Annotated in this window: 17 protein-coding genes; 13 read left to right on the top strand and 4 right to left on the bottom strand. The window is 42.5% G+C overall.

Going from position 1 to position 19,151, the window contains the following annotated elements; all coding sequences use genetic code 11:
- Positions 1-200 precede the first annotated feature (200 nt).
- From pxpB to JMW61_RS11275, 6 genes are all read left to right on the top strand, one after another.
- Positions 201-854, top strand: a complete 654-nt coding sequence (pxpB, locus tag JMW61_RS11300) for a 5-oxoprolinase subunit PxpB (RefSeq protein WP_201551338.1) — start codon at positions 201-203, stop codon at positions 852-854.
- 52 nt (positions 855-906) lie between these two features.
- A complete protein-coding gene (locus JMW61_RS11295) occupies positions 907-1,830 on the top strand; it encodes a 5-oxoprolinase subunit C family protein (protein WP_201551330.1) in 924 nt (307 codons plus the stop codon).
- Positions 1,820-2,557, top strand: coding sequence for a 5-oxoprolinase subunit PxpA (pxpA, locus tag JMW61_RS11290; protein WP_201551328.1), 738 nt, complete (start codon positions 1,820-1,822; stop codon positions 2,555-2,557). Before JMW61_RS11295 ends, pxpA begins: the two co-directional genes overlap by 11 nt.
- A gap of 54 nt (positions 2,558-2,611) precedes the next feature.
- Positions 2,612-3,799: an NRAMP family divalent metal transporter gene (locus JMW61_RS11285; RefSeq protein WP_201551326.1), complete on the top strand. Its 1,188-nt coding sequence runs from the start codon at positions 2,612-2,614 to the stop codon at positions 3,797-3,799.
- 23 nt (positions 3,800-3,822) lie between these two features.
- Positions 3,823-4,245, top strand: coding sequence for an acetyl-CoA carboxylase biotin carboxyl carrier protein (locus JMW61_RS11280; protein WP_201551324.1), 423 nt, complete (start codon positions 3,823-3,825; stop codon positions 4,243-4,245).
- Between the two features lie 338 nt (positions 4,246-4,583).
- Positions 4,584-5,690, top strand: coding sequence for a PIN domain-containing protein (locus JMW61_RS11275; RefSeq protein WP_201551322.1), 1,107 nt, complete (start codon positions 4,584-4,586; stop codon positions 5,688-5,690).
- A 172-nt stretch (positions 5,691-5,862) separates the two neighbouring features.
- Here JMW61_RS11275 and JMW61_RS11270 read toward each other — a convergent pair whose 3' ends face one another.
- From JMW61_RS11270 to JMW61_RS11260, 3 genes are all read right to left on the bottom strand, one after another.
- Positions 5,863-7,077 carry an IS256 family transposase gene (locus tag JMW61_RS11270; RefSeq protein WP_201551320.1) on the bottom strand — a complete coding sequence of 405 codons (1,215 nt, stop codon included), beginning with the start codon at positions 7,075-7,077 and terminating at the stop codon, positions 5,863-5,865.
- A 97-nt stretch (positions 7,078-7,174) separates the two neighbouring features.
- A complete protein-coding gene (gene cueR / locus JMW61_RS11265) occupies positions 7,175-7,567 on the bottom strand; it encodes a Cu(I)-responsive transcriptional regulator (RefSeq protein WP_194618463.1) in 393 nt (130 codons plus the stop codon).
- A gap of 109 nt (positions 7,568-7,676) precedes the next feature.
- Entirely contained in the window at positions 7,677-10,139 is a 2,463-nt protein-coding gene (locus tag JMW61_RS11260; RefSeq protein WP_201551318.1) for a heavy metal translocating P-type ATPase, read from the bottom strand.
- A 372-nt stretch (positions 10,140-10,511) separates the two neighbouring features.
- Here JMW61_RS11260 and JMW61_RS11255 point away from each other — a divergent pair, with 372 nt between their 5' ends.
- From JMW61_RS11255 to JMW61_RS11240, 4 genes are all read left to right on the top strand, one after another.
- Positions 10,512-10,961, top strand: coding sequence for a hypothetical protein (locus JMW61_RS11255; protein WP_194196530.1), 450 nt, complete (start codon positions 10,512-10,514; stop codon positions 10,959-10,961).
- Between the two features lie 153 nt (positions 10,962-11,114).
- Positions 11,115-11,564, top strand: coding sequence for a hypothetical protein (locus JMW61_RS11250; RefSeq protein ID WP_194196531.1), 450 nt, complete (start codon positions 11,115-11,117; stop codon positions 11,562-11,564).
- A gap of 68 nt (positions 11,565-11,632) precedes the next feature.
- Positions 11,633-12,847: an IS256 family transposase gene (locus tag JMW61_RS11245; protein ID WP_201551316.1), complete on the top strand. Its 1,215-nt coding sequence runs from the start codon at positions 11,633-11,635 to the stop codon at positions 12,845-12,847.
- Positions 12,848-13,083: 236 nt separating this feature from the next.
- Positions 13,084-13,455 carry a hypothetical protein gene (locus JMW61_RS11240; protein WP_201551314.1) on the top strand — a complete coding sequence of 124 codons (372 nt, stop codon included), beginning with the start codon at positions 13,084-13,086 and terminating at the stop codon, positions 13,453-13,455.
- Positions 13,456-13,547: 92 nt separating this feature from the next.
- Here the strand turns inward: JMW61_RS11240 and JMW61_RS11235 are convergent, their stop codons facing one another.
- Positions 13,548-14,669, bottom strand: a complete 1,122-nt coding sequence (locus tag JMW61_RS11235; RefSeq protein WP_201551312.1) for a Fic family protein — start codon at positions 14,667-14,669, stop codon at positions 13,548-13,550.
- A gap of 404 nt (positions 14,670-15,073) precedes the next feature.
- Between JMW61_RS11235 and JMW61_RS11230 the strand changes: the two genes are divergently transcribed.
- The 3 genes from JMW61_RS11230 (at position 15,074) to JMW61_RS11220 (ending at position 19,150) form a co-directional block, all read left to right on the top strand.
- On the top strand, positions 15,074-15,787 hold the full coding sequence (locus tag JMW61_RS11230; protein ID WP_201551310.1) for a DarT1-associated NADAR antitoxin family protein: 714 nt from the start codon (positions 15,074-15,076) through the stop codon (positions 15,785-15,787).
- A 379-nt stretch (positions 15,788-16,166) separates the two neighbouring features.
- Positions 16,167-17,516: a diaminobutyrate--2-oxoglutarate transaminase family protein gene (locus tag JMW61_RS11225; protein ID WP_201551308.1), complete on the top strand. Its 1,350-nt coding sequence runs from the start codon at positions 16,167-16,169 to the stop codon at positions 17,514-17,516.
- A 128-nt stretch (positions 17,517-17,644) separates the two neighbouring features.
- Positions 17,645-19,150 carry a pyridoxal phosphate-dependent decarboxylase family protein gene (locus JMW61_RS11220; protein ID WP_201551306.1) on the top strand — a complete coding sequence of 502 codons (1,506 nt, stop codon included), beginning with the start codon at positions 17,645-17,647 and terminating at the stop codon, positions 19,148-19,150.
- The last annotated feature ends 1 nt before the right edge of the window (position 19,151 follow it).

The raw sequence follows: 19,151 nt of genomic DNA, 5'->3' as shown, positions 1-19,151 counted from the left end.
GTTCTTGCCCGCAAAAATGAAAACCAAATCTGATATTAGCGTCAGAAGCGTCAGAATCAAGATATAGTCGGTTCAATATAATTTGGATACCAGGAAGGCGAGTGAAAGTACTACAAGTCGTAGACTAAGCGAGCCTGACACCGTATCCAATTTATAGAGGATTTGACTATAGCAGATAAAAAATAATGGAGTACGTGCTAATGGAACTACAATGGCAACTATGCAGTGAAACCAATCTAGCGTTGTTTTTTCCTAAACCGATCACCTTAGAAAAACAACAAAAATGCTGGGCTTTATCAGACAGTATCCAGAAAATGCCAGAAGTCATCGAAGTGGTGATTGGTATGAATACGCTCAGTGTATTCATCGTGCCATTAACGTGGGCTGAGCTTACTACCTTTAAAGATAGGCTGTCAGATCTGCTCAATGATATCCCTTCAAAAACCATCCAAGGCAAGCACGTCGAGATACCCGTGCAGTACGGCGGTAAGTATGGCCCCGATCTAGCGGCCATGGCGAATGACCTAAACCTCTCGGTTGAAGCCGTTGTTGAGCTACATACCAAAGCCACTTATACCGTTTATTTTATCGGTTTTCAGCCAGGGTTTCCTTATCTTGGCGGCTTGTCTGAGTCGCTGTACTTTCCAAGACACGCCATCCCTAGAACTCAAGTGCCGGCAGGCTCAGTGGGTATCGGCGGCGAGCAGACAGGGGTGTACCCTTTTGAGTCTCCAGGCGGCTGGCAGTTACTAGGCCAGACGGATACTGCTTTATTTGATTTAACCAAGTCTTCTCCGACGTTGCTTAACGCAGGCGATACTTTGACATTTAAAGCGATTGATATCCATCAATAAGCGATAAATAAAAGATGCATGAATCAAAAAGACAAAAAAACAGGTGGTATCAATGAAAATTTTAACCGCAAGTGCCCTTGCCAGTATCCAAGATTCGGGACGACTGGGTTACCGAAGCATGGGTGTGGGTAGAAATGGCGTGATGGACAGCTGGGCGCTACAAGCCGGCAACGCTTTGATGAAAAACGAAGCCAACGAACCCGCTATTGAAATAGCACTGGGTGAGCTAACCATACAGTTTGAAGAAAGCGTCAGCTTTTGCTTAACAGGCGCTTTATACGAGGCTTATCTAGACGACAAGCGCGTTCCTTGTTATTGGCGTATCAATGCAACAGCTGGGCAGACGCTCAAACTTTTGCGCCCGCTACAAGGCATGTATACCTATCTATGTGTGCATGGCGGCTTTGATATCGAGCCAGTATTACAGTCGGTCAGCACCAATCTCAAAGCAGGATTTGGCGGATTTGAAGGTAGATACTTAAAAGCCGATGACAGCTTAACGGTAAAATCCGAATCGAGTCTGCCTGTCATTGGGGTGGCTCGACTTGCCCCAACCGAGGTTATTCGAGTGATAAAAAGCAGTGAATATGACTGCTTCACTGAGTCGTCTCAACAAGCGTTTGAAAATCAGCCTTGGAAACTACAAAGCAGTAGCAACCGTATGGGTTACCGCTTAGAAGGAGCTACAGCGCTTGAATTTAGTAAGCCAGTAGAAATGAGCTCACATGGCGTTGATATTGGCATGATTCAGGTGCCACCACAAGGACAACCGATTGTGTTAATGGCAGATGGGCAGACGACGGGTGGCTACCCTAAAATTGCAACTGTGATTCGAGCAGACATAGGTCTGATGGCACAGATTAGATTTGGCAAAGCCTGTCAGTTCGTCGTTGTGTCGTTAGAGCAGGCGCTGCATGAACAACAGAAAAGACAACATTACATCGATCAAATAAAGGAGTATGCCAATGAAAATTGATTTAAATGCTGATGTGGCAGAAGGCTGCGGGCAAGACGATAAGTTATTGACGATAGTCAGCTCAGCGAATGTCTGCTGCGGCTTGCACGCTGGGTCTTATAGCGAGATGCTAGCAACGTTGCAATTGGCAAAAGCAAACAACGTGAGCGTAGGCGCGCACCCTGGTCTAAACGATAGAGAAAACTTTGGTCGTATTCATCAGCCGTTAAGTGAAGCCGACTATCGCGCGCTATTGGTATATCAATTGGGCGCAACCAAAGCACTTTGTGACTTAGTCGGCGTGACTTTGGACTATGTAAAACCGCATGGTGCGTTGTACAACCAAGCCGCTATTGATGAAGACTTATCAGATATCTTGGTGAGCGAAATCAAACGATTTGATCCAAATCTAAAAGTCATGGGTTTGTCCGGCGGCTATTTGGTCAAGTCAGCTAAGAAACATGGTCTAGAGGCGATATCAGAAGTGTTTGCCGATAGGAACTATGAAAAAGACGGCTCATTGGTCTCTCGTAGCAAAGACAATGCGCTAATAACCGATACGGATGATGCGGTTAAGCATGTATTGCAGATGATAACTGAAGGGACTGTCACCAGTGTCTGCGGTCAAACCGTACCCGTAGAGGCGCAAAGTATCTGCCTACATGGTGATGGTGAACACGCTATTTTGTTTGCGCAAGAGATAAAGAAACAACTAGAGCTCAAAGGTATCACTATATCTGCCCACTAAATATCCGCCCACTAATCATTTGATTAAATAATCCCATATAGCACAAGGATGTTTATGAGCACTATAAAAAAACACAATACCGCCATTTTAGGCGCGGCCTTCCTGATGGCTACATCAGCAGTAGGGCCAGGGTTTTTGACCCAAACGGCCACATTCACCGAAAGCCTAATGGCGAGTTTCGGTTTTGTTATCTTAATATCTATTGTTATGGACATCGGCGTCCAGCTTAACGTTTGGCGAGTAGTCGCTGTCTCCAAAAAACGTGCACAGGAAATCGCCAACTTGGTGTTTCCTGGTGTCGGTTACTTGCTCGCTTTCTTAATCATTGCCGGTGGTCTGGCTTTTAATATTGGTAATATTGGCGGTGCCGGACTTGGCATGCAGTCCATGTTTAATATATCACCCATCACAGGCGCTTTGATCAGTGGTGTGATTGCCGTAGCGATATTTTTAGGCCGAGAAACGGGGCCTATGATGGATAAGTTCGCTCAATTAATGGGCTTTATCCTGATTGTATTGGTCATTTATGTGGTCTTTAAATCTGATCCGCCATTAGCAGAAGCCGTCAGCAAAACGATCATGCCTGACAAAATTGATGCAGTCGCTATCGTGACGTTAGTCGGCGGTACGGTTGGCGGTTATATTACTTTCTCAGGTGCGCATCGCTTATTAGAAGCAGGCGTGAGTGGAGAAGAGAATTTAAAATCAGTGACCAGAAGCTCGGTCTCTGGTATTTTGATTGCCTCTGTGATTCGCGTGTTTTTATTCCTTGCAGTATTAGGCGTGGTATCTCAAGGCTTTGCATTGGATCCCGCCAACCCAGCCATGTCGCCGTTTCAGTACATTCTAGGAAATGCGGGTAAAGTTATTTTTGGTATGGTGATTTGGGCGGCTTCTGTGACCTCGGTGATTGGTGCTGCTTATACCTCTGTGTCTTTTATGACCAACTTCCATCCATTCATTGAAAAGCACAAACGCTACTTCATTATTGGTTTCATCGTGATCTCAACAATGGTGTTTGCCACTATCGGTAAACCGGCCCAAGTATTGGTATTGGTCGGTACGTTAAATGGTTTGGTATTGCCTATTGCCATGGTTATCATCTTAATTGCCGCCTACAGAAAAAATATCGTTGGCAATTATAAGCATCCTATTTGGATTGCGGTATTTGGTTGGTTAATCGCCATCGTTATGAGCATCCTAAGTGTCATGACCATTGCTAAATATCTGGGCATGAGTTAAAAAATTAAGAGAAGGAATGTATTATGGATATAGAGCAAATAGAACGTGTGGTCAAACTAGTTGAAAGCAGTCAGCTGCACGAAGTCACGATTGCAGACAATGGGCAGTCTATTACGGTGGTTAATAATCTAAGTGCGCAGAATAATGTGAGCGCTAATCCTATAGAGGCCACGCCTAATAATGAGCCTGAACAGACTAGTAGTGATGTCTTGCAAGTAGGTGCCACCTACGTAGGGCAGGTATACTTAAGTGAAGACGATGCAACAGACAACTTGGTTAAAGAAGGCGACCACATTCAAAAAGGTCAGACCATTTGCTTCATTGATGAGTTGACCCGTTTGCAGCCAGTGATTAGTAACAAAGAAGGTATGGTCACAGCAGTTTTGGTTGAAAATGGCCAGAACGTTGAATACGGACAACCTATTTTCGAGTTAGCCCGTAGTTAAAAACCGTTAACGTAGTTTTAGTTAAATCAAAATATAAACCCTTTAAGCGTCATCTGTCGCTTAAAGGGTTTTTTATGTGCTGAGTATTTGTATTAGCCTCGTCATGTATTTCGTGCATCTGATATAAGCTATTTGCTCTGTCCTAGATCTTCTAGAATGGTACAATTCGGTGATGCTCTTAAAAGGCCACTGGTGCACTCTGCATTGGTCTGATTCCTACTATCAAGTTAAAGACACTGAGCTTTTAAGTCATAACAAACAAATTAACTACGCTCTTGAAAGCCCATACGCAGTAAGGATGCGCTGGTTATTGAGGCGTTATATTAAGAAGGTAACTCATGAGCACAGAACTAGAGAGTAGATTGGTATTTATTGATACTTCTGCGTATGAAAGCAAAAATTTCCAATTTAATGAACATGCGTTAGGTAAGCTTTGTGATTTTCTTGAATCTGAAAGACTCCATCTCCTTATTACTCAAATTACAATTAATGAAATAAAAGCTCATTTATTATTAAAATCGGAAGAATCAGCAAGAGCTATAAAGAAAATACAAAAAGATGCAATGTTCTTGAGAAATACTCCTAATCTTGCTTGCCATGGAATTTTTGAGAAAGTCAAAGCCGAAGAGATTTACCAAATTGCTTTAGCAAGTTTTGAAGAGTTTCTTGATAAAAGTTCAGCTGAAATTGTTGACATAAAAAATGTTAATGCTTCTAGTGTTTTCGATAAATATTTTAAATCAGAACCTCCCTTCGGAGGAGCAAATAAAAAATCTGAATTTCCTGATGCCTTTGTTCTCGAAGCTGTAGCTAAGGTAAGCAAAGATAGAGGGCATACTTTATATATCATCAGTGATGATGGTGATATGGAGAAATATGCGAACACTTTAGATAATTTGATTCATTTAAGGAGAGTTGATGATCTCTTGGATTTAGTTGTTCGTAAAGAAGAAGAGTTGAAAGAACCTGTCAAATTTGCAGATAGTATTCTTGAGCAGCTGAAAGAAGAATTAATTGAAAATGCCAAAGAGAAAATTGATTCATCAGAATTCTATTCAGACGAGATGAATGAATTTGATGATGAAATATACCAAATAGATATTGAGTCAGTTTGTATAAATCACAAGAATATAATTTCGGTGTCAGATGAGAATGTTGAGTATGAAATAGATTTTGAGGTTGTTCTAAAGGCTTATTATTCAATTGCTGATTACGGTCGCTCACCGTGGGATCCTGAAGATAAAGTTTATATGTTTGTACTGCGTAACGATATTGTGAAGAAACATACTGAAGTTTTTTCAGCCTATGTCAGTATTGATTACATGAGTGGGATAAGAGCTAATGCTGAAATTTTAGAACTAGACTTTACTGACTCAGTATTTGAACTAAATGAAGATAATAGTGAAATAATCAGCGTGAAACATTTAGATTTAAGGGGTGAATAAAAACTCACTTAAGTGAAGTCGTGATATAACAATAGGTTAAAGTTCCGAACATCTGCTTATGGCACTGAAATGACTATTAATATTTGATCTGTGTTAATACTCACTTCTCTTTTAATGATGTGAGAAAATAACATAACCGAGGAGACCATCCTAGATTCTGTGTAACTGCCATTTAGATTAAATGCTTACTAATACGGTCATCAAACATAATCATAAAGCGATTCAAAGCAGACGTCCAGTTACGAATGGGCATCGACCACTTCTTGGATGCCTGCTGGGTTGCTAAATACACCACTTTGAATGCTGCCTGATCAGATGGGAACACCTTACGCTTATTCACCGCTGTCCGAATCACGCTGTTTAGCGACTCTATCGCATTGGTGGTATAAATCACTTTTCTGATGTCTTTAGGATACTCGAAGAACACCGTTAAGCCCTCCCAGTTATTACGCCAAGACTTGATGATATGCGGATACTCCTTGCCCCAAGTCTCATCAAAGTGCTCAAGATTGGCCTCTGCCATCTCAAGCGTATCAGCGCCGTAGATGGCCTTTAAATCAGCTGCTACGGCCTTCTTATCCGTCCACGGTACGAACTTCATTGAGTAACGCACCATGTGTACGATACACAGCTGAACCTTGGCTTTGGGATAAACCGTGTTGATGGCATCGGGGAAGCCCTTTAAGCCGTCGACACAGGCAATGAGGATATCTTGTACCCCGCGGTTTTGTAGTTCAGTGAGAACGCCTAGCCAGAACTTGGCGCCCTCATTTTCTGATAACCACATACCAAGCAGCTCTTTTTTACCATCAAGCCCCACGCCTAGCGCCAGATAGATAGCCTTGTTGATGATCTGCTTGTCTTGACGTACTTTAACGACAATGCAGTCCAAATAGACGATAGGATAAACACTGCTCAGCGGCCGGTTCTGCCAAGCGGTGATGTCCTCTAAGATGTTGTCAGTGACTCTTGAAACTAAGCTGCTTGAGATGTCGACGTCATAGAGCTCTTTGATGGTTTCGACAATCTCGGTGGTGGTTTGACCCTTGGCGTAAAGGAATATGATCTTGTCATCGAGACCTGAGATACGGGTTTGATGCTTACTAACGAGTACAGGCTCAAAGCTGCCACCGCGGTCTCTTGGGGTGGAGATCTCAAGATCGCCTGTGTCACTGCGGACGGTCTTTTTAGTGTGCCCGTTACGCTTATTAGGTTTATCCGCCTTTTCATGCTTGGGATAGCCGAGATGGTCTTCCATCTCAGCCTCTAAGGCAGTATCGATAAAGGATTGCATGAGCTGCTTTTGGAAGTCTTTAATGTCATCAAAGCTGTTCATGCTACCAGCCATTTGCTCGGCCAGTTTTTTAAGGTCAGATTGAGTAGTCATTGCTTATTCTCCGGTTAATGGATTATAAGCAGTTACACAGTTTTTAGGAAAGGCTCTAACCGAGAACGTTTTCATGGAGAAGTGCTCGTTAAAAGCTCTATTTAGCTTGCCCAAGATCCTCTAAGATAGCGCAATCTGCATTATCGTCGCCTGCACAATGATCAAAAGAGTTCTGTAGCGAGTTAACCATTTCCTGCAATTGAGTGATTTTTTGGTTTAACGTTTCGATATGCTCTTGTGTCAGTTGCTTAACATCCGCGCTCTGACGATTGGCATTTTTGCGCAGATACAGTAACTCTTTCATTTGCTTGGATGAGAACCCCAAGTCACGAGAATGTCTTAAAAAACATAAGTCGTCGATATCGTCTTTAGAATACAAGCGATAACCTGAGTTCGAGCGATTTACGGTTTCTAACAAGCCAATCTGCTCATAGTAGCGAATCATTTTGGTAGAGATACCTGATTGCTTTGATGCTTGACCAATATTCATATTTATCCTCCTAATCTAAAAAGGGTTTAAATAACCTGTGTATTTAAACCCTATATGGATATCCTTTACGATTCTACATTCACTCTGTAGCGGTTTAGTAGTTCGCTGACTATGCTTTAAAGTACTTGAGGCGTAATGCATTACCCAAGACGAAAACAGAAGAAAGTGCCATGGCGCCTGCCGCAAAAATAGGTGAGAGCAGGATACCAAAGGCGGGATACAAGACACCTGCGGCAATCGGGATTAAGGCAACATTATAAATAAATGCCCAAGCTAGATTTTGTCTGATATTACTGATGGTAGCTTTACTCAAGGCAATCGCAGTAGGCACGCCTTGCAAGCTACCTGACATCAATACAACTTCTGCGGCTTCAATCGCCACATCTGTGCCTGTACCAATGGCCAAGCCAACATCGGATTGAGCCAATGCAGGGGCATCATTGATACCGTCACCAACAAACGCCACTCGGCCATACTGTTCTTGCAACTGGCGTATTGCATCGACTTTGCCTTCGGGCAACACTTCTGCTACTACCTGATCGATATTCAATTTTGCGGCAATCGCTTGGGCGGTATGGCGATTATCACCTGTAATCATGGCCACTTTTAAGCCTAACTGATGTAGTGCGGCGATGGCGGCATGAGTCGTTTCTTTAATAGGGTCGGCAACGGCAATGATAGCAGCCAACTGCTGGTCAATCGATACATAGAGTGGGGTTTTACCTTCTTGCCCCAAACGTAGCGCATCTTGTTCAAAAGGCGCGACATCAAGCCCCAATTGTTGCATATAACGATCTGCGCCAATGTGAATCACTTGTCCTGTCACGTTTGCTTGAATACCCAAACCTGTCATTGCTTCAAAGTCAGTGATAGGTAGCAGTTGAACATTCTGTTGTTCTGCGGCTTGAACAATGGCCAAGGCAATGGGATGCTCAGATTTTGTTTCAACCGATGCCACCACACGTAAGACTTGTTCTTTCTCATACCCTTGTTGAACTTGGAAATCCGTTAAGGTAGGTTTGCCTTCAGTCAATGTGCCTGTTTTATCAACGGCAACCACGCTCACATCCTGAAGCATTTGTAGCGCTTCACCTTTACGAAATAGCACACCCAACTCTGCACCGCGACCCGTACCGACCATAATAGAGGTGGGAGTGGCCAATCCCATTGCACAAGGGCAGGCTACAATGAGCACGGCAACCGCATTGATTAAGCCAAAGGTCAAGGCAGGGTCAGGACCAAAAATTAACCAAACTATAAAGGTCAATGCTGATAAAAACATCACCGCTGGTACAAACCACATGGTGACTTTATCCACCAATGCTTGAATCGGTAATTTAGAGCCTTGGGCTTGTTCTACCATACGAATGATTTGTGCCAAAACAGAATCTTCACCGATAGCCGTTGCCCGAATATTCACGGTGCCATTTTGATTGATAGTACCGCCGACCACTTGATCGCCTGCTTGTTTTTTCACAGGGACAGGTTCACCCGTAATCATAGATTCATCAATATAACTGTGACCGTCGACGACTTCGCCATCGATAGGCACACGCTCGCCTGGACGAATCTCAACTATCATTTTTGCGGTGACATCTTCTACAGAGACTTCAATGACTTTGCCATCTTGGTGTACACGGGCGGTCTTTGCCTGCATGCCCACTAAATGCTGAATGGCTTGAGAAGTACGTCCTTTAGCCTTTGCTTCAAAATAACGACCTAATAATATCAAGCTCACAATCATGGCAGCGGCTTCGTAATAGACGTGCACCGTGCCTTCAGGTAACGCTTGCGGGATAAATGTCGCTATGAGGGAAAAGCCATACGCTGCGATAGTACCAATCGCCACTAGCGAATTCATATCTGGCGCAAAACGCAATAAGGCTGGCACGCCTTTTTGATAAAAGCGTCGACCTGGAAAGAGTAGTACCAGTGTGGTCAAAACAAACTGTATCAACCAACTTTGCTGAGTACCGAGGTTATTCACTACCCACATATGAAAAGCGGGAATCATATGCGAGCCCATTGCTAGAATGAATACGGGCAGTGATAACAGCGCAGAAAGTCCTAAATCTCGTTTAAGCTGATTTTGCTCCGAGGCTTTTCTATCCTGCCGGTCACTTTGATCTTGTTCTACCAGTTTGGCCTCGTAGCCCGCTTTTTTAACGGCATCAATCAATTCACTCGTTTGTATTTGAGCATCGCCTTTAATCCAAGCGCGTTCAGTCGCAAGGTTTACCGTAGCTTGTTGCACGCCAGCGACTTTGGCCAAGGATTTTTCTACTCGTCCAACGCAAGAGGCACAGCTCATGCCTTCTATAGATAGCTCGATAGGCTTGGTTTCAGTCACCTTATAACCTGCGCGCTCTACCGCTTTGTTTAACTGGGCAACATCTAAGGGCTGCGATGAATAAACAGTCGCCTGTTCAGTGGCAAGATTTACCTCGGCATTTTCAACGTGTTCAATATTTTTCAATTGTTTTTCGATACGCCCAACACAAGAGGCGCAACTCATGCCTTCAACGCTAAGTATTTCTTGATAAATAGGGGCTTTAGTATTTTTTGTTTTCATAACAACCTCTGTCGTTTTTAATTCTATTTTTAATCTATAGTGACAGCATATAGGTTGACATCATGGTAAGGTCAAGCGTATTTCTATAATACTTTCAAAACATTACTCCTGAACCGTGTTGTGATGATGAAGTAAAGGTGCGGAAGGTTAAAATGAGAGGAGTGGTAGATAACAAAGAAAGGTATTGCCGATAACTTATCTCATGGAAACAAGGGCGGTTCCCTAGTGAAGATTTGAATACTTGGCTGTGTAAATGTAGTGAGCTTTTCGATGTTGAATCGCATTACTGCTACTTGTATTAAATAATTTAGCAGGTAGCCTGATAGGTACTACACTAGTAGTCACCGTAATTCATTTTCAAGAGCAATAAAAATGAGTAGCTTAGTCAATTATGATAAAAACATATCCATTCAGCTTGCACCAGTTTCTTATAATGAGTTTGGCGTAATGTGCAGCTTGGAAGTAAAAGCAGAGCTGATATGCTTGGATTTTAAAAATGTTAATGAAGTAAATAGATATATGTCATATGAGAATATAACTTATCTGAAAAAACAACTTACAAAGCTGGATAATTTAGATCAGTTTGAAGATGAGGATGAACTAGTCTTTTCTATCTATCCTATTGATATGTTCTTTACTATGGATATCTTTAAATCAAATGACTACTTGTTGTTTATCAAGCTAAGAGTGCCTGTTGGAGTTTATACAAACGGTAAAATTACAGGATATGACTTTGGTTTGGATTTTTCCGTTAGGGCAAGTGCTTTTAAATTATTTTTAGAGGATTTTCTCAATGAATGCCAAGAAATTTCGATTTCTTAATAATCTATCTGTAAGTGAGGTGTACTTATGGCGAAACAATCATGTGCTTTCACTGGTTTGGTGCGCTATACAGGCATCAAACTATATTATGAAAATTTTCCAAGTCAACTTCTACGAGATTAACGACATGGGTCAGATGTAAGGATAGTTATAATGAAATATATCAAACACTTTGTAAATTCTTATGGAGAGCATACTTGGGATTTTACGTATTACTATCATGAAGTAGTTCCTAAGATCCTTAAACGTAGGGAGGATTTGAGCCCGATTTTATCAAGTGATTTAAACGGAATAGATAATAGAGAGAAGACGCTTAATAAGGGCATAATCAAGACGATTTATTATGATTTAGAAAATGATAGGATTTCGTTGAAGATCGAGCAAAGACAAGGCAAAGATTTAATAGAAATCATCTATTCCGATATTGTGAATGTTAATATCAATTGTTGTATATTACCAATCACAATAATGGTACATGAAGTAGACGTAACGCCTGATAGTAATATCATACATTCACTATTTTTATTAGGTGATACAGAAATAGTTTTTGAATGCAAAAAAATAGAATTAAAGACTATACGTCTTGAAAAAGTCACAAGTTAAGCTAAAAATTAAGAGCCTTTCCTAAAAACTGTGTAACTGCTTATAATCCACTAACCGGAGAATAAGCAATGACTACTCAATCTGACCTTAAAAAACTGGCCGAGCAAATGGCTGGTAGCATGAATAGCTTTGATGACATCAAAGACTTCCAAAAGCAGCTCATGCAATCCTTTATCGATACTGCCTTAGAGGCTGAGATGGAAGACCATCTCGGCTACCCCAAACATGAAAAGGCGGATAAACCTAATAAGCGTAACGGGCACACTAAAAAGACCGTCCGCAGTGACACAGGTGACCTTGAGATCTCCACCCCAAGAGACCGCGGTGGCAGCTTTGAGCCTGTACTCGTTAGTAAGCATCAAACCCGTATCTCAGGTCTTGATGATAAAATCATATTCCTTTACGCTAAGGGTCAAACCACCACCGAGATCGTAGAGAGCATTAAAGAGCTCTACGATGTCGACATCTCAAGCTCTCTTGTCTCAAGAGTCACCGATAACATATTAGAGGACATCACCGCTTGGCAGAACCGGCCGCTGAGCAGTGTTTATCCTATTGTCTATCTAGACTGCATTGTCGTCAAAGTACGTCAAGATAAGCAGATTATCAACAAAGCCATTTACTTAGCGCTAGGTGTTGCTCTTGATGGTAAAAAAGAGCTGCTTGGTATGTGGTTATCAGAGAATGAAGGCGCTAAGTTCTGGCTAGGCGTTCTCACTGAACTACAAAACCGCGGGGTACAAGATATCTTCATTGCCTGTGTCGACGGCTTAAAGGGCTTCCCTGATGCCATTAACACGGTTTATCCCAAAGCCAAGGTTCAGCTGTGTATCGTACACATGGTGCGTTACTCAATGAAGTTCGTACCGTGGACGGATAAGAAGGCCGTAGCAGCTGATTTAAAGGCCATCTACGGCGCTGATACGCTTGAGATGGCAGAGGCCAATCTTGAGCACTTTGATGAGGTGTGGGGTGATAAATACCCGCACGTGATCAAGTCTTGGCGCAGCAATTGGGAGGGCTTAACGGTGTTCTTTGAGTATCCTAAAGACATCAGGAAAGCGATTTATACCACTAATGCGATTGAGTCGCTAAACAGCGTGATTCGGACAGCGGTGAATAAGCGTAAGGTGTTCCCGTCTGACCAGGCGGCGTTTAAAGTGGTGTACTTGGCAACCCAGCAGGCATCCAAAAAGTGGTCGATGCCGATTCGTAACTGGACGGCTGCTCTTAATCGCTTTATGATTATGTTTGATGATCGTATCAGCAGGCATTTAATCTAAAGGGCAGTTACACAGAATCTGGGATGGTCTCAAAATTAACCGCACTGTCTAATTGATTATGTCAATATCAAAGCATATATTTTGGGTTCAACTCATCAAAATATATAGCAAGAAACTTTGACTATACCCCAGCGGAACCAGCTATTTCACCCTTCAAACCTATTAACAGACTACTTAAAGCAGACTGTTAACATGGAATCACTTAAAAAATCCTAATAACCATGGGGGTTTTCTCTATGCAAAACATTAAGAAGCAGACCACAATATCGAGCCTAGACTTTAATAATCTACGCAAACTCATGGATGCCTTAATTAATCTAAAAAAAATTGATGATCTAGATTCTCTTGATGCAGATTACAGTTTTGAATGGCAAGAAGATGCCAACGAGATGATTGATGGTATCAATAAGTATGTAGAGCAAACGTTAGCTAGCCTAGAGGCGGAGAGCTACCAAAATGCCCACTGTAGTCTGACTTCTTTGAAAATACGCCTACAGGATTTAAATGGCACAATAAATGAAATCACTAACGATACTATCTTACTGCACTGTGATGATAAAGAATTCACTTGGCCACCATTGAATGAAGATTGTCGCCTTCTTGAGTGATGGCGCGAGCACTAATACTCTAAACAATCCTTAATTGAACGTTTCTCAAATTGTGAAGCGTCCTTAGATAATTATTTATTAATATTCTAAATTCATAGCATCACCTCATAACTCGTACTACGTCCTGAGGCATCAGATTTTTTTAACATGCCTTTTTCTACCAAGTCATTAATGTCTCTTAATGCCGTATCAGCCGAGCACTTGGTTATCGTTGCCCATTTTTTGGTGGTCAGTTTGCCATAAAAACTCGTTAGTAAGGTATTAAGCATAGCTACTTGTCTTGTGTTTAGAGCTTGTTGACAGTGTGTCTGCCAAAACTTTGCTTTGCTGATAATCTTATTGGTTGTGGTCTGAGCAGATAGCAGTGCTTGCTCTAGCGTCTGTAGAAACCAAGTTAGCCACTCAGTCACATCCGAGTCGCCTTTTTGTGTGCGCTCTAGTATTTTATAATAGTCATTGCGCTGCTGGAGTATCTGAGCCGACATACTATAGAAACGCTGCTGACTATTATCACTTTGCGCTAGCACCCGCTCAGTGATGGCACGAGTTAAGCGGCCATTGCCATCATCGAAAGGGTGCAAGGTGACAAACCACAAATGAGCGATACCTGCTTTGATTACCAGATCTAAATTGTCTTGCTCATCTGCTGCTGTATTGAACCATAACAAGAAACGTTCTAACTCTATAGGCAGCCTCTCAGCACTTGGCGCTACAAAATGAATCTGTTCGCGCCCATAGCCGCCAGATACCACTTGCATAGGGCCCTTGCTATCATCACGGATTTCTCCAGTGTTAATACGGTACAGACCGCTATATCCTGTTGGGAACAAAGCGTGATGCCATCCCAGCAAATCAGTCAGGGTCAGCGGCGATTGATAGCCATAGGTAGCGGCAAGCATCATCTCAACGATAGCATCAATCTCACGCGTCGCGGCTGGCATGTCGTTAGTATCTATACCCAAGTGACGCGCGACAGAGGAGCGTACTTGCTCATTATTCAGCGTTTCACCTTCAATCTCAGACGTTTTAACCACTTCAAGCGTCACCGCATCCAACTGTGCTTCAACGTTTAAGTCAAACCCTAGTGTCGATAGCTGCCCGAGCAGATGGCCTTGTAATATACGCACACGGCTCACCAATGGCAGCAATTGTTTATCTGACCAGTGCCACTGTGTCCAATCTGATCGCTCATGGTTGTATGTCACATATTTCATAACTTTCTCATAGATGCGGTGATTAATAATGCTATTCAATGCATATTATGCGGAGATTATCACGGTTATTCAATGCATTTAGGATAAAGTAAGACGAATATAGGTCAAATACACTGCTTATGTTTACACCATGCAAAGCATTGATGCAAAAAACTCGGTAAGGTTATCAATAACCTTGAAATAGGGTAGGATAAATGACTAAGAATAAGATAAACTGCCTCCGCGAGCGTTGACTCGGTTCATCGCATTTCAGATTGAGCAGCGATATTTTATTACTAGAAAGCAAAACCCCAATAATAAAGAACGTTGATAGCAGTGACAGAGTCAGCTGTCATAAGCATTTTTGCTAGACTAATTATGAAAGCATACTTTATACAAGACCATTGATATTAAGGCACATCACTATGGAAGAAGTACCAAATACTATAGAACAAAGACCCGTATTCATGCCCAAAGTCAACAGTGACAATTTGGTAAAAACAGACATGGTTATGTTTGAGCGACATGTGGGATTTGCGAGCAGACAAAAGAAAAAGTCCATCAATGACCTACAACAAGTCATTCGCAAAAAATATGGATTTAAGCAAGTACTCGAGCTCTCTAGCAAGTCTGGCAATAAACTAAGTTTTCCGCTAAGCCCGTTCAGCTTACAGATTACAGATGAGCATGATGGCAATCCATACAGTGTCGAAAATGCCTTTCAAGCCAGCATGATATTTGAAGATGGTGGTCCTTATCTTGATTTGCTAACAGTAGCGCCAAGACAAGCCCGCAAAGATGAGCGACTCACGACATCAGGTGAGCTCATTGGCTATAATTATTTTGGTATGGAGTGGGGCGTAGAGCCATTGACGACGTTTTATGACTGGCTGTACGTGAATGCTCTAAAGCAAAACCCTCAGCTACATGAGGAAGTGATTCAATATCAAGGGTTCACTGATATTACTTTTAATCCTAAAAAATCCATCCATAGTGCGGCGTATGCGTTAGCGTTATTTGTGGCGCTGCATAAACGAGAGTTGCTCGAAAATATTGAGGATCCGATGACATTTTATGATTTATGCAACGGTTTCAAAGTCAGTAATACTGAGCATCTATTGGAAGATGGTTGGGTTTAATAGTTAGACTACTGCATCCGTTAGTAGTTAGTAGGCATTAGATAGCAGGCAGATATAATAAAAGAGCACAGAATATCTTCTGTGCTCTTTTTTCGTTTATCAATTCAACATTCGCGCTAATTTCCCCTCGTTTGACGGCCATTTATTTTATTTTTGTCTCTATTTTTGGAATGAGAACACACCCTAACATATCGAAAAAACCAATAAGTAGGGGTTGACAGAAAATAATCAGAGGTAGATACTACGCCTCATTAATAATAATGATTATCATTTACATTATTATTCAATATCAATAAGTAGTATTTTAAGAAGTAAACATCAACACTTACTTTTGAATGTTTATCCAAGACGACTGACAATAAATAATAAGGCTGAAGCTATGGACACGATCCTTTTAGACAAACCACTTGATAACGAATGCTACTTACACCGTCAAGAACAATTTGAATCGAAGGTTCGTAGTTATCCACGTAAGCTACCCTTTGCGATTCAGTCTGCAAAAGGCGCATGGATTACCGATGTGGAGGGTAATGAATATATAGATTGCCTATCAGGCGCTGGCACGCTGGCACTTGGGCACAATCATCCCGTAGTTATAGAAAGCATCAAAGCGCTATTAGACAGCAATCTACCGATGCATACATTGGACATTACCACCCCGTTGAAAGACAAATTCAGCGAGTTCATGTACAAGCTACTCGCCACCAATAGCGATGAGTATTGCTTGCAGTTTTGCGGCCCGACGGGTGCTGATGCGGTAGAAGCCGCTATTAAACTGGCCAAACAAGTCACGGGTCGTTCAGGTGTTGTCAGCTTCAGCGGTGGCTATCATGGCATGACACATGGCGCGCTGGCTGTGACAGGGAACTTAGCACCTAAACAAGGTATCGAAGGTCTGATGAGCTCGGTACAGTTCTTACCTTATCCCAATATGTATCGCTGCGCGTTTGGCTTGCCTTTTGAGCAAAGCATCCAGGCCCATATGAGCTACTTTGAAAACTTCCTAAAAGATGTAGAGAGCGGCGTAGTAAAACCAGCAGCGGTCATTTTAGAAGTCATACAAGGGGAAGGTGGTGTTAACCCTGCGCCGATAGAGTGGCTAAAGCATGTGCGCCGAGTGACAAAAGAGCTGGGCATCATGCTGATTATCGATGAAGTACAAACGGGGTTTTGCCGTACAGGACGTTGGTTTGCTTATCAATATGCGGATATTGATCCTGATATGATTGTGATGTCAAAGGCAATCGGTGGTGGTCTGCCACTTGCGGTATTGGGTATCAAAAAACAATACGATGTATGGCAGGCGGGCAATCATTCTGGCACGTTTAGAGGCAATCAATTGGCGATGGCAACTGGCCTTGCTACCCTTAATTACTTAAAAGACAACAATGTTGCTGACTATGTTTTAGAAATAGGCGCATGGTTTATGGCGCAGTTAAAAATACGCCAACAGCGCTATCCAAAAATGGGGCAAGTCAGAGGGCGTGGTCTCATGATTGGCATAGAGATTATCAATCCCAGCCTGCCCAAACAAAATGACGGTAGCTATCCGGCAGACAGTGAGGTGGCTGCCAAAATCCAGCAATCATGTTTTAAGCATGGATTGGTGATTGAAAAAGGCGGGCGTGGTGGCACCGTACTGCGATTATTACCGCCACTCAATATAACCAAAGATGAGTTGCAACAAGTCTTGCAGAGGCTTGATATGGCGCTAGAAGACAATCAATAGTCTTGCCAGCGCTTTAATATGACTCACACATTTATAAAAAAACTCTGATAACGATTCTGATAACAACTTTAATAACAAGTCACTTATTTGCGATTTATACAATCGTAGAATAGACAAGTGAGGACATTTTGCATTTATTAAACCAGCAAACCAGTGAGCAATATGTCACGCATATGCAAAAAACCAGCGCTGTCATAAAACAGTGGCTAGACGACAATAACGTGTATTTGGGCGGCACGCCGCAACAAGTGCAAGCGACCAATGCCTTTAGCATCCGTGAGCAAGGCCGAGACATCGACACGATACTCGCTGATATTCAAAGTAAGTTTTTACCCAGTTGTGTGTCGACGGCCAATGCGAATTGCTTAGCCCACTTGCATCCGCCCACACTAGTCATCGGTCAGATTGCTGAGATGATTATCGCGGCTACTAACCAAAGTATGGACTCGTGGAACCAAAGCCCAGCAGCGACCTATATTGAAAAAGACTTAATCCATTGGCTGTGTCAACGTTGTCAGTTTGGTGATATCTCTGATGCCTTCTTTGATGAACAGACAGACCATAACGCTGGTGGCGTCTTTACCAGTGGTGGTACGCAAAGTAATTTGATGGGATTACTGCTGGCACGCAATCAATTCTATAAGACTAAGGGCGTTGATGTGCAAAAGGACGGCCTGATGGGTCAGCCTAGCGGCAACATCCTATGCTCAGACCAAGCGCACTTTTCTATTGAAAAAAACGCGGCGCTACTGGGCCTAGGCCAACGTTCCGTCATCAAAGTAGCGACTGATGCATCAGGTGCCATGCTGATGTCTGACTTACAACATCAGATAGATAAGCTAGGCGCTTGCAATGTGATGGCTATCATTGCAACGGCTGGCACAACGGATTTGGGTGCGATTGACCCTCTAATCGCTATCGGTAAAATCTGCCGTGATGAAAAAATATGGCTACATGTCGATGCGGCATGGGGCGGGGCATTGCTACTATCACAGCGTTATCGACACTTGATTAACGGTCTGAATCAAGCTGACTCTATCACTCTAGATTTTCACAAGCATTTCTTCTTGCCGATTAGCTGTGGTGCTTTTCTCTTACGAGACAATCGAAATTTCGAGAGCATTCGCCATCATAGCGAGTATCTAAACTCTGCTGATGACGAACAGGAAAACATTCCAAACTTGGTCACGTACTCTTTACAGACCACACGCCGTTTCGATGCCTTAAAGCTGTGGATGGCGCTGGACCTACTAGGGACAGATGGCTATGCATCCTTGATTGATAACTGTTTGGATACTGCTAAGCAGGCGGCACAGCTGATTGATGCAAATGAAAATTTCGTGCTGGTACATGAGCCCATTATCAGCAGTGTTTTGTTTTACTTTACACCTAAAGATACCGCGTTATCTGATGACCAACTCGCTCAGCTCAATCGCCACATTGCTCAAGCGTTACTGGTCAATAATATCGCTAATGTGGCCACCACCCAGTTTGAGCAGCGCCTTTGCCTTAAATTCACCATTCTAAATCCCAATACCCAAATCAATGATATTGCAGACATCATTGAGCAGATGGCTATTGCTGGTTTTAACCGACTCAATTCTGACAACCTCAACGTTGATGGGAAGAAATAAC

Origin of the sequence: Psychrobacter fjordensis (assembly GCF_904845995.1) — a bacterium.
GTDB classification, from domain to species: domain Bacteria; phylum Pseudomonadota; class Gammaproteobacteria; order Pseudomonadales; family Moraxellaceae; genus Psychrobacter; species Psychrobacter fjordensis.
Note: the sequence above shows the minus strand (reverse complement) of the source record. Positions and strands in the feature narration are given on the sequence as shown.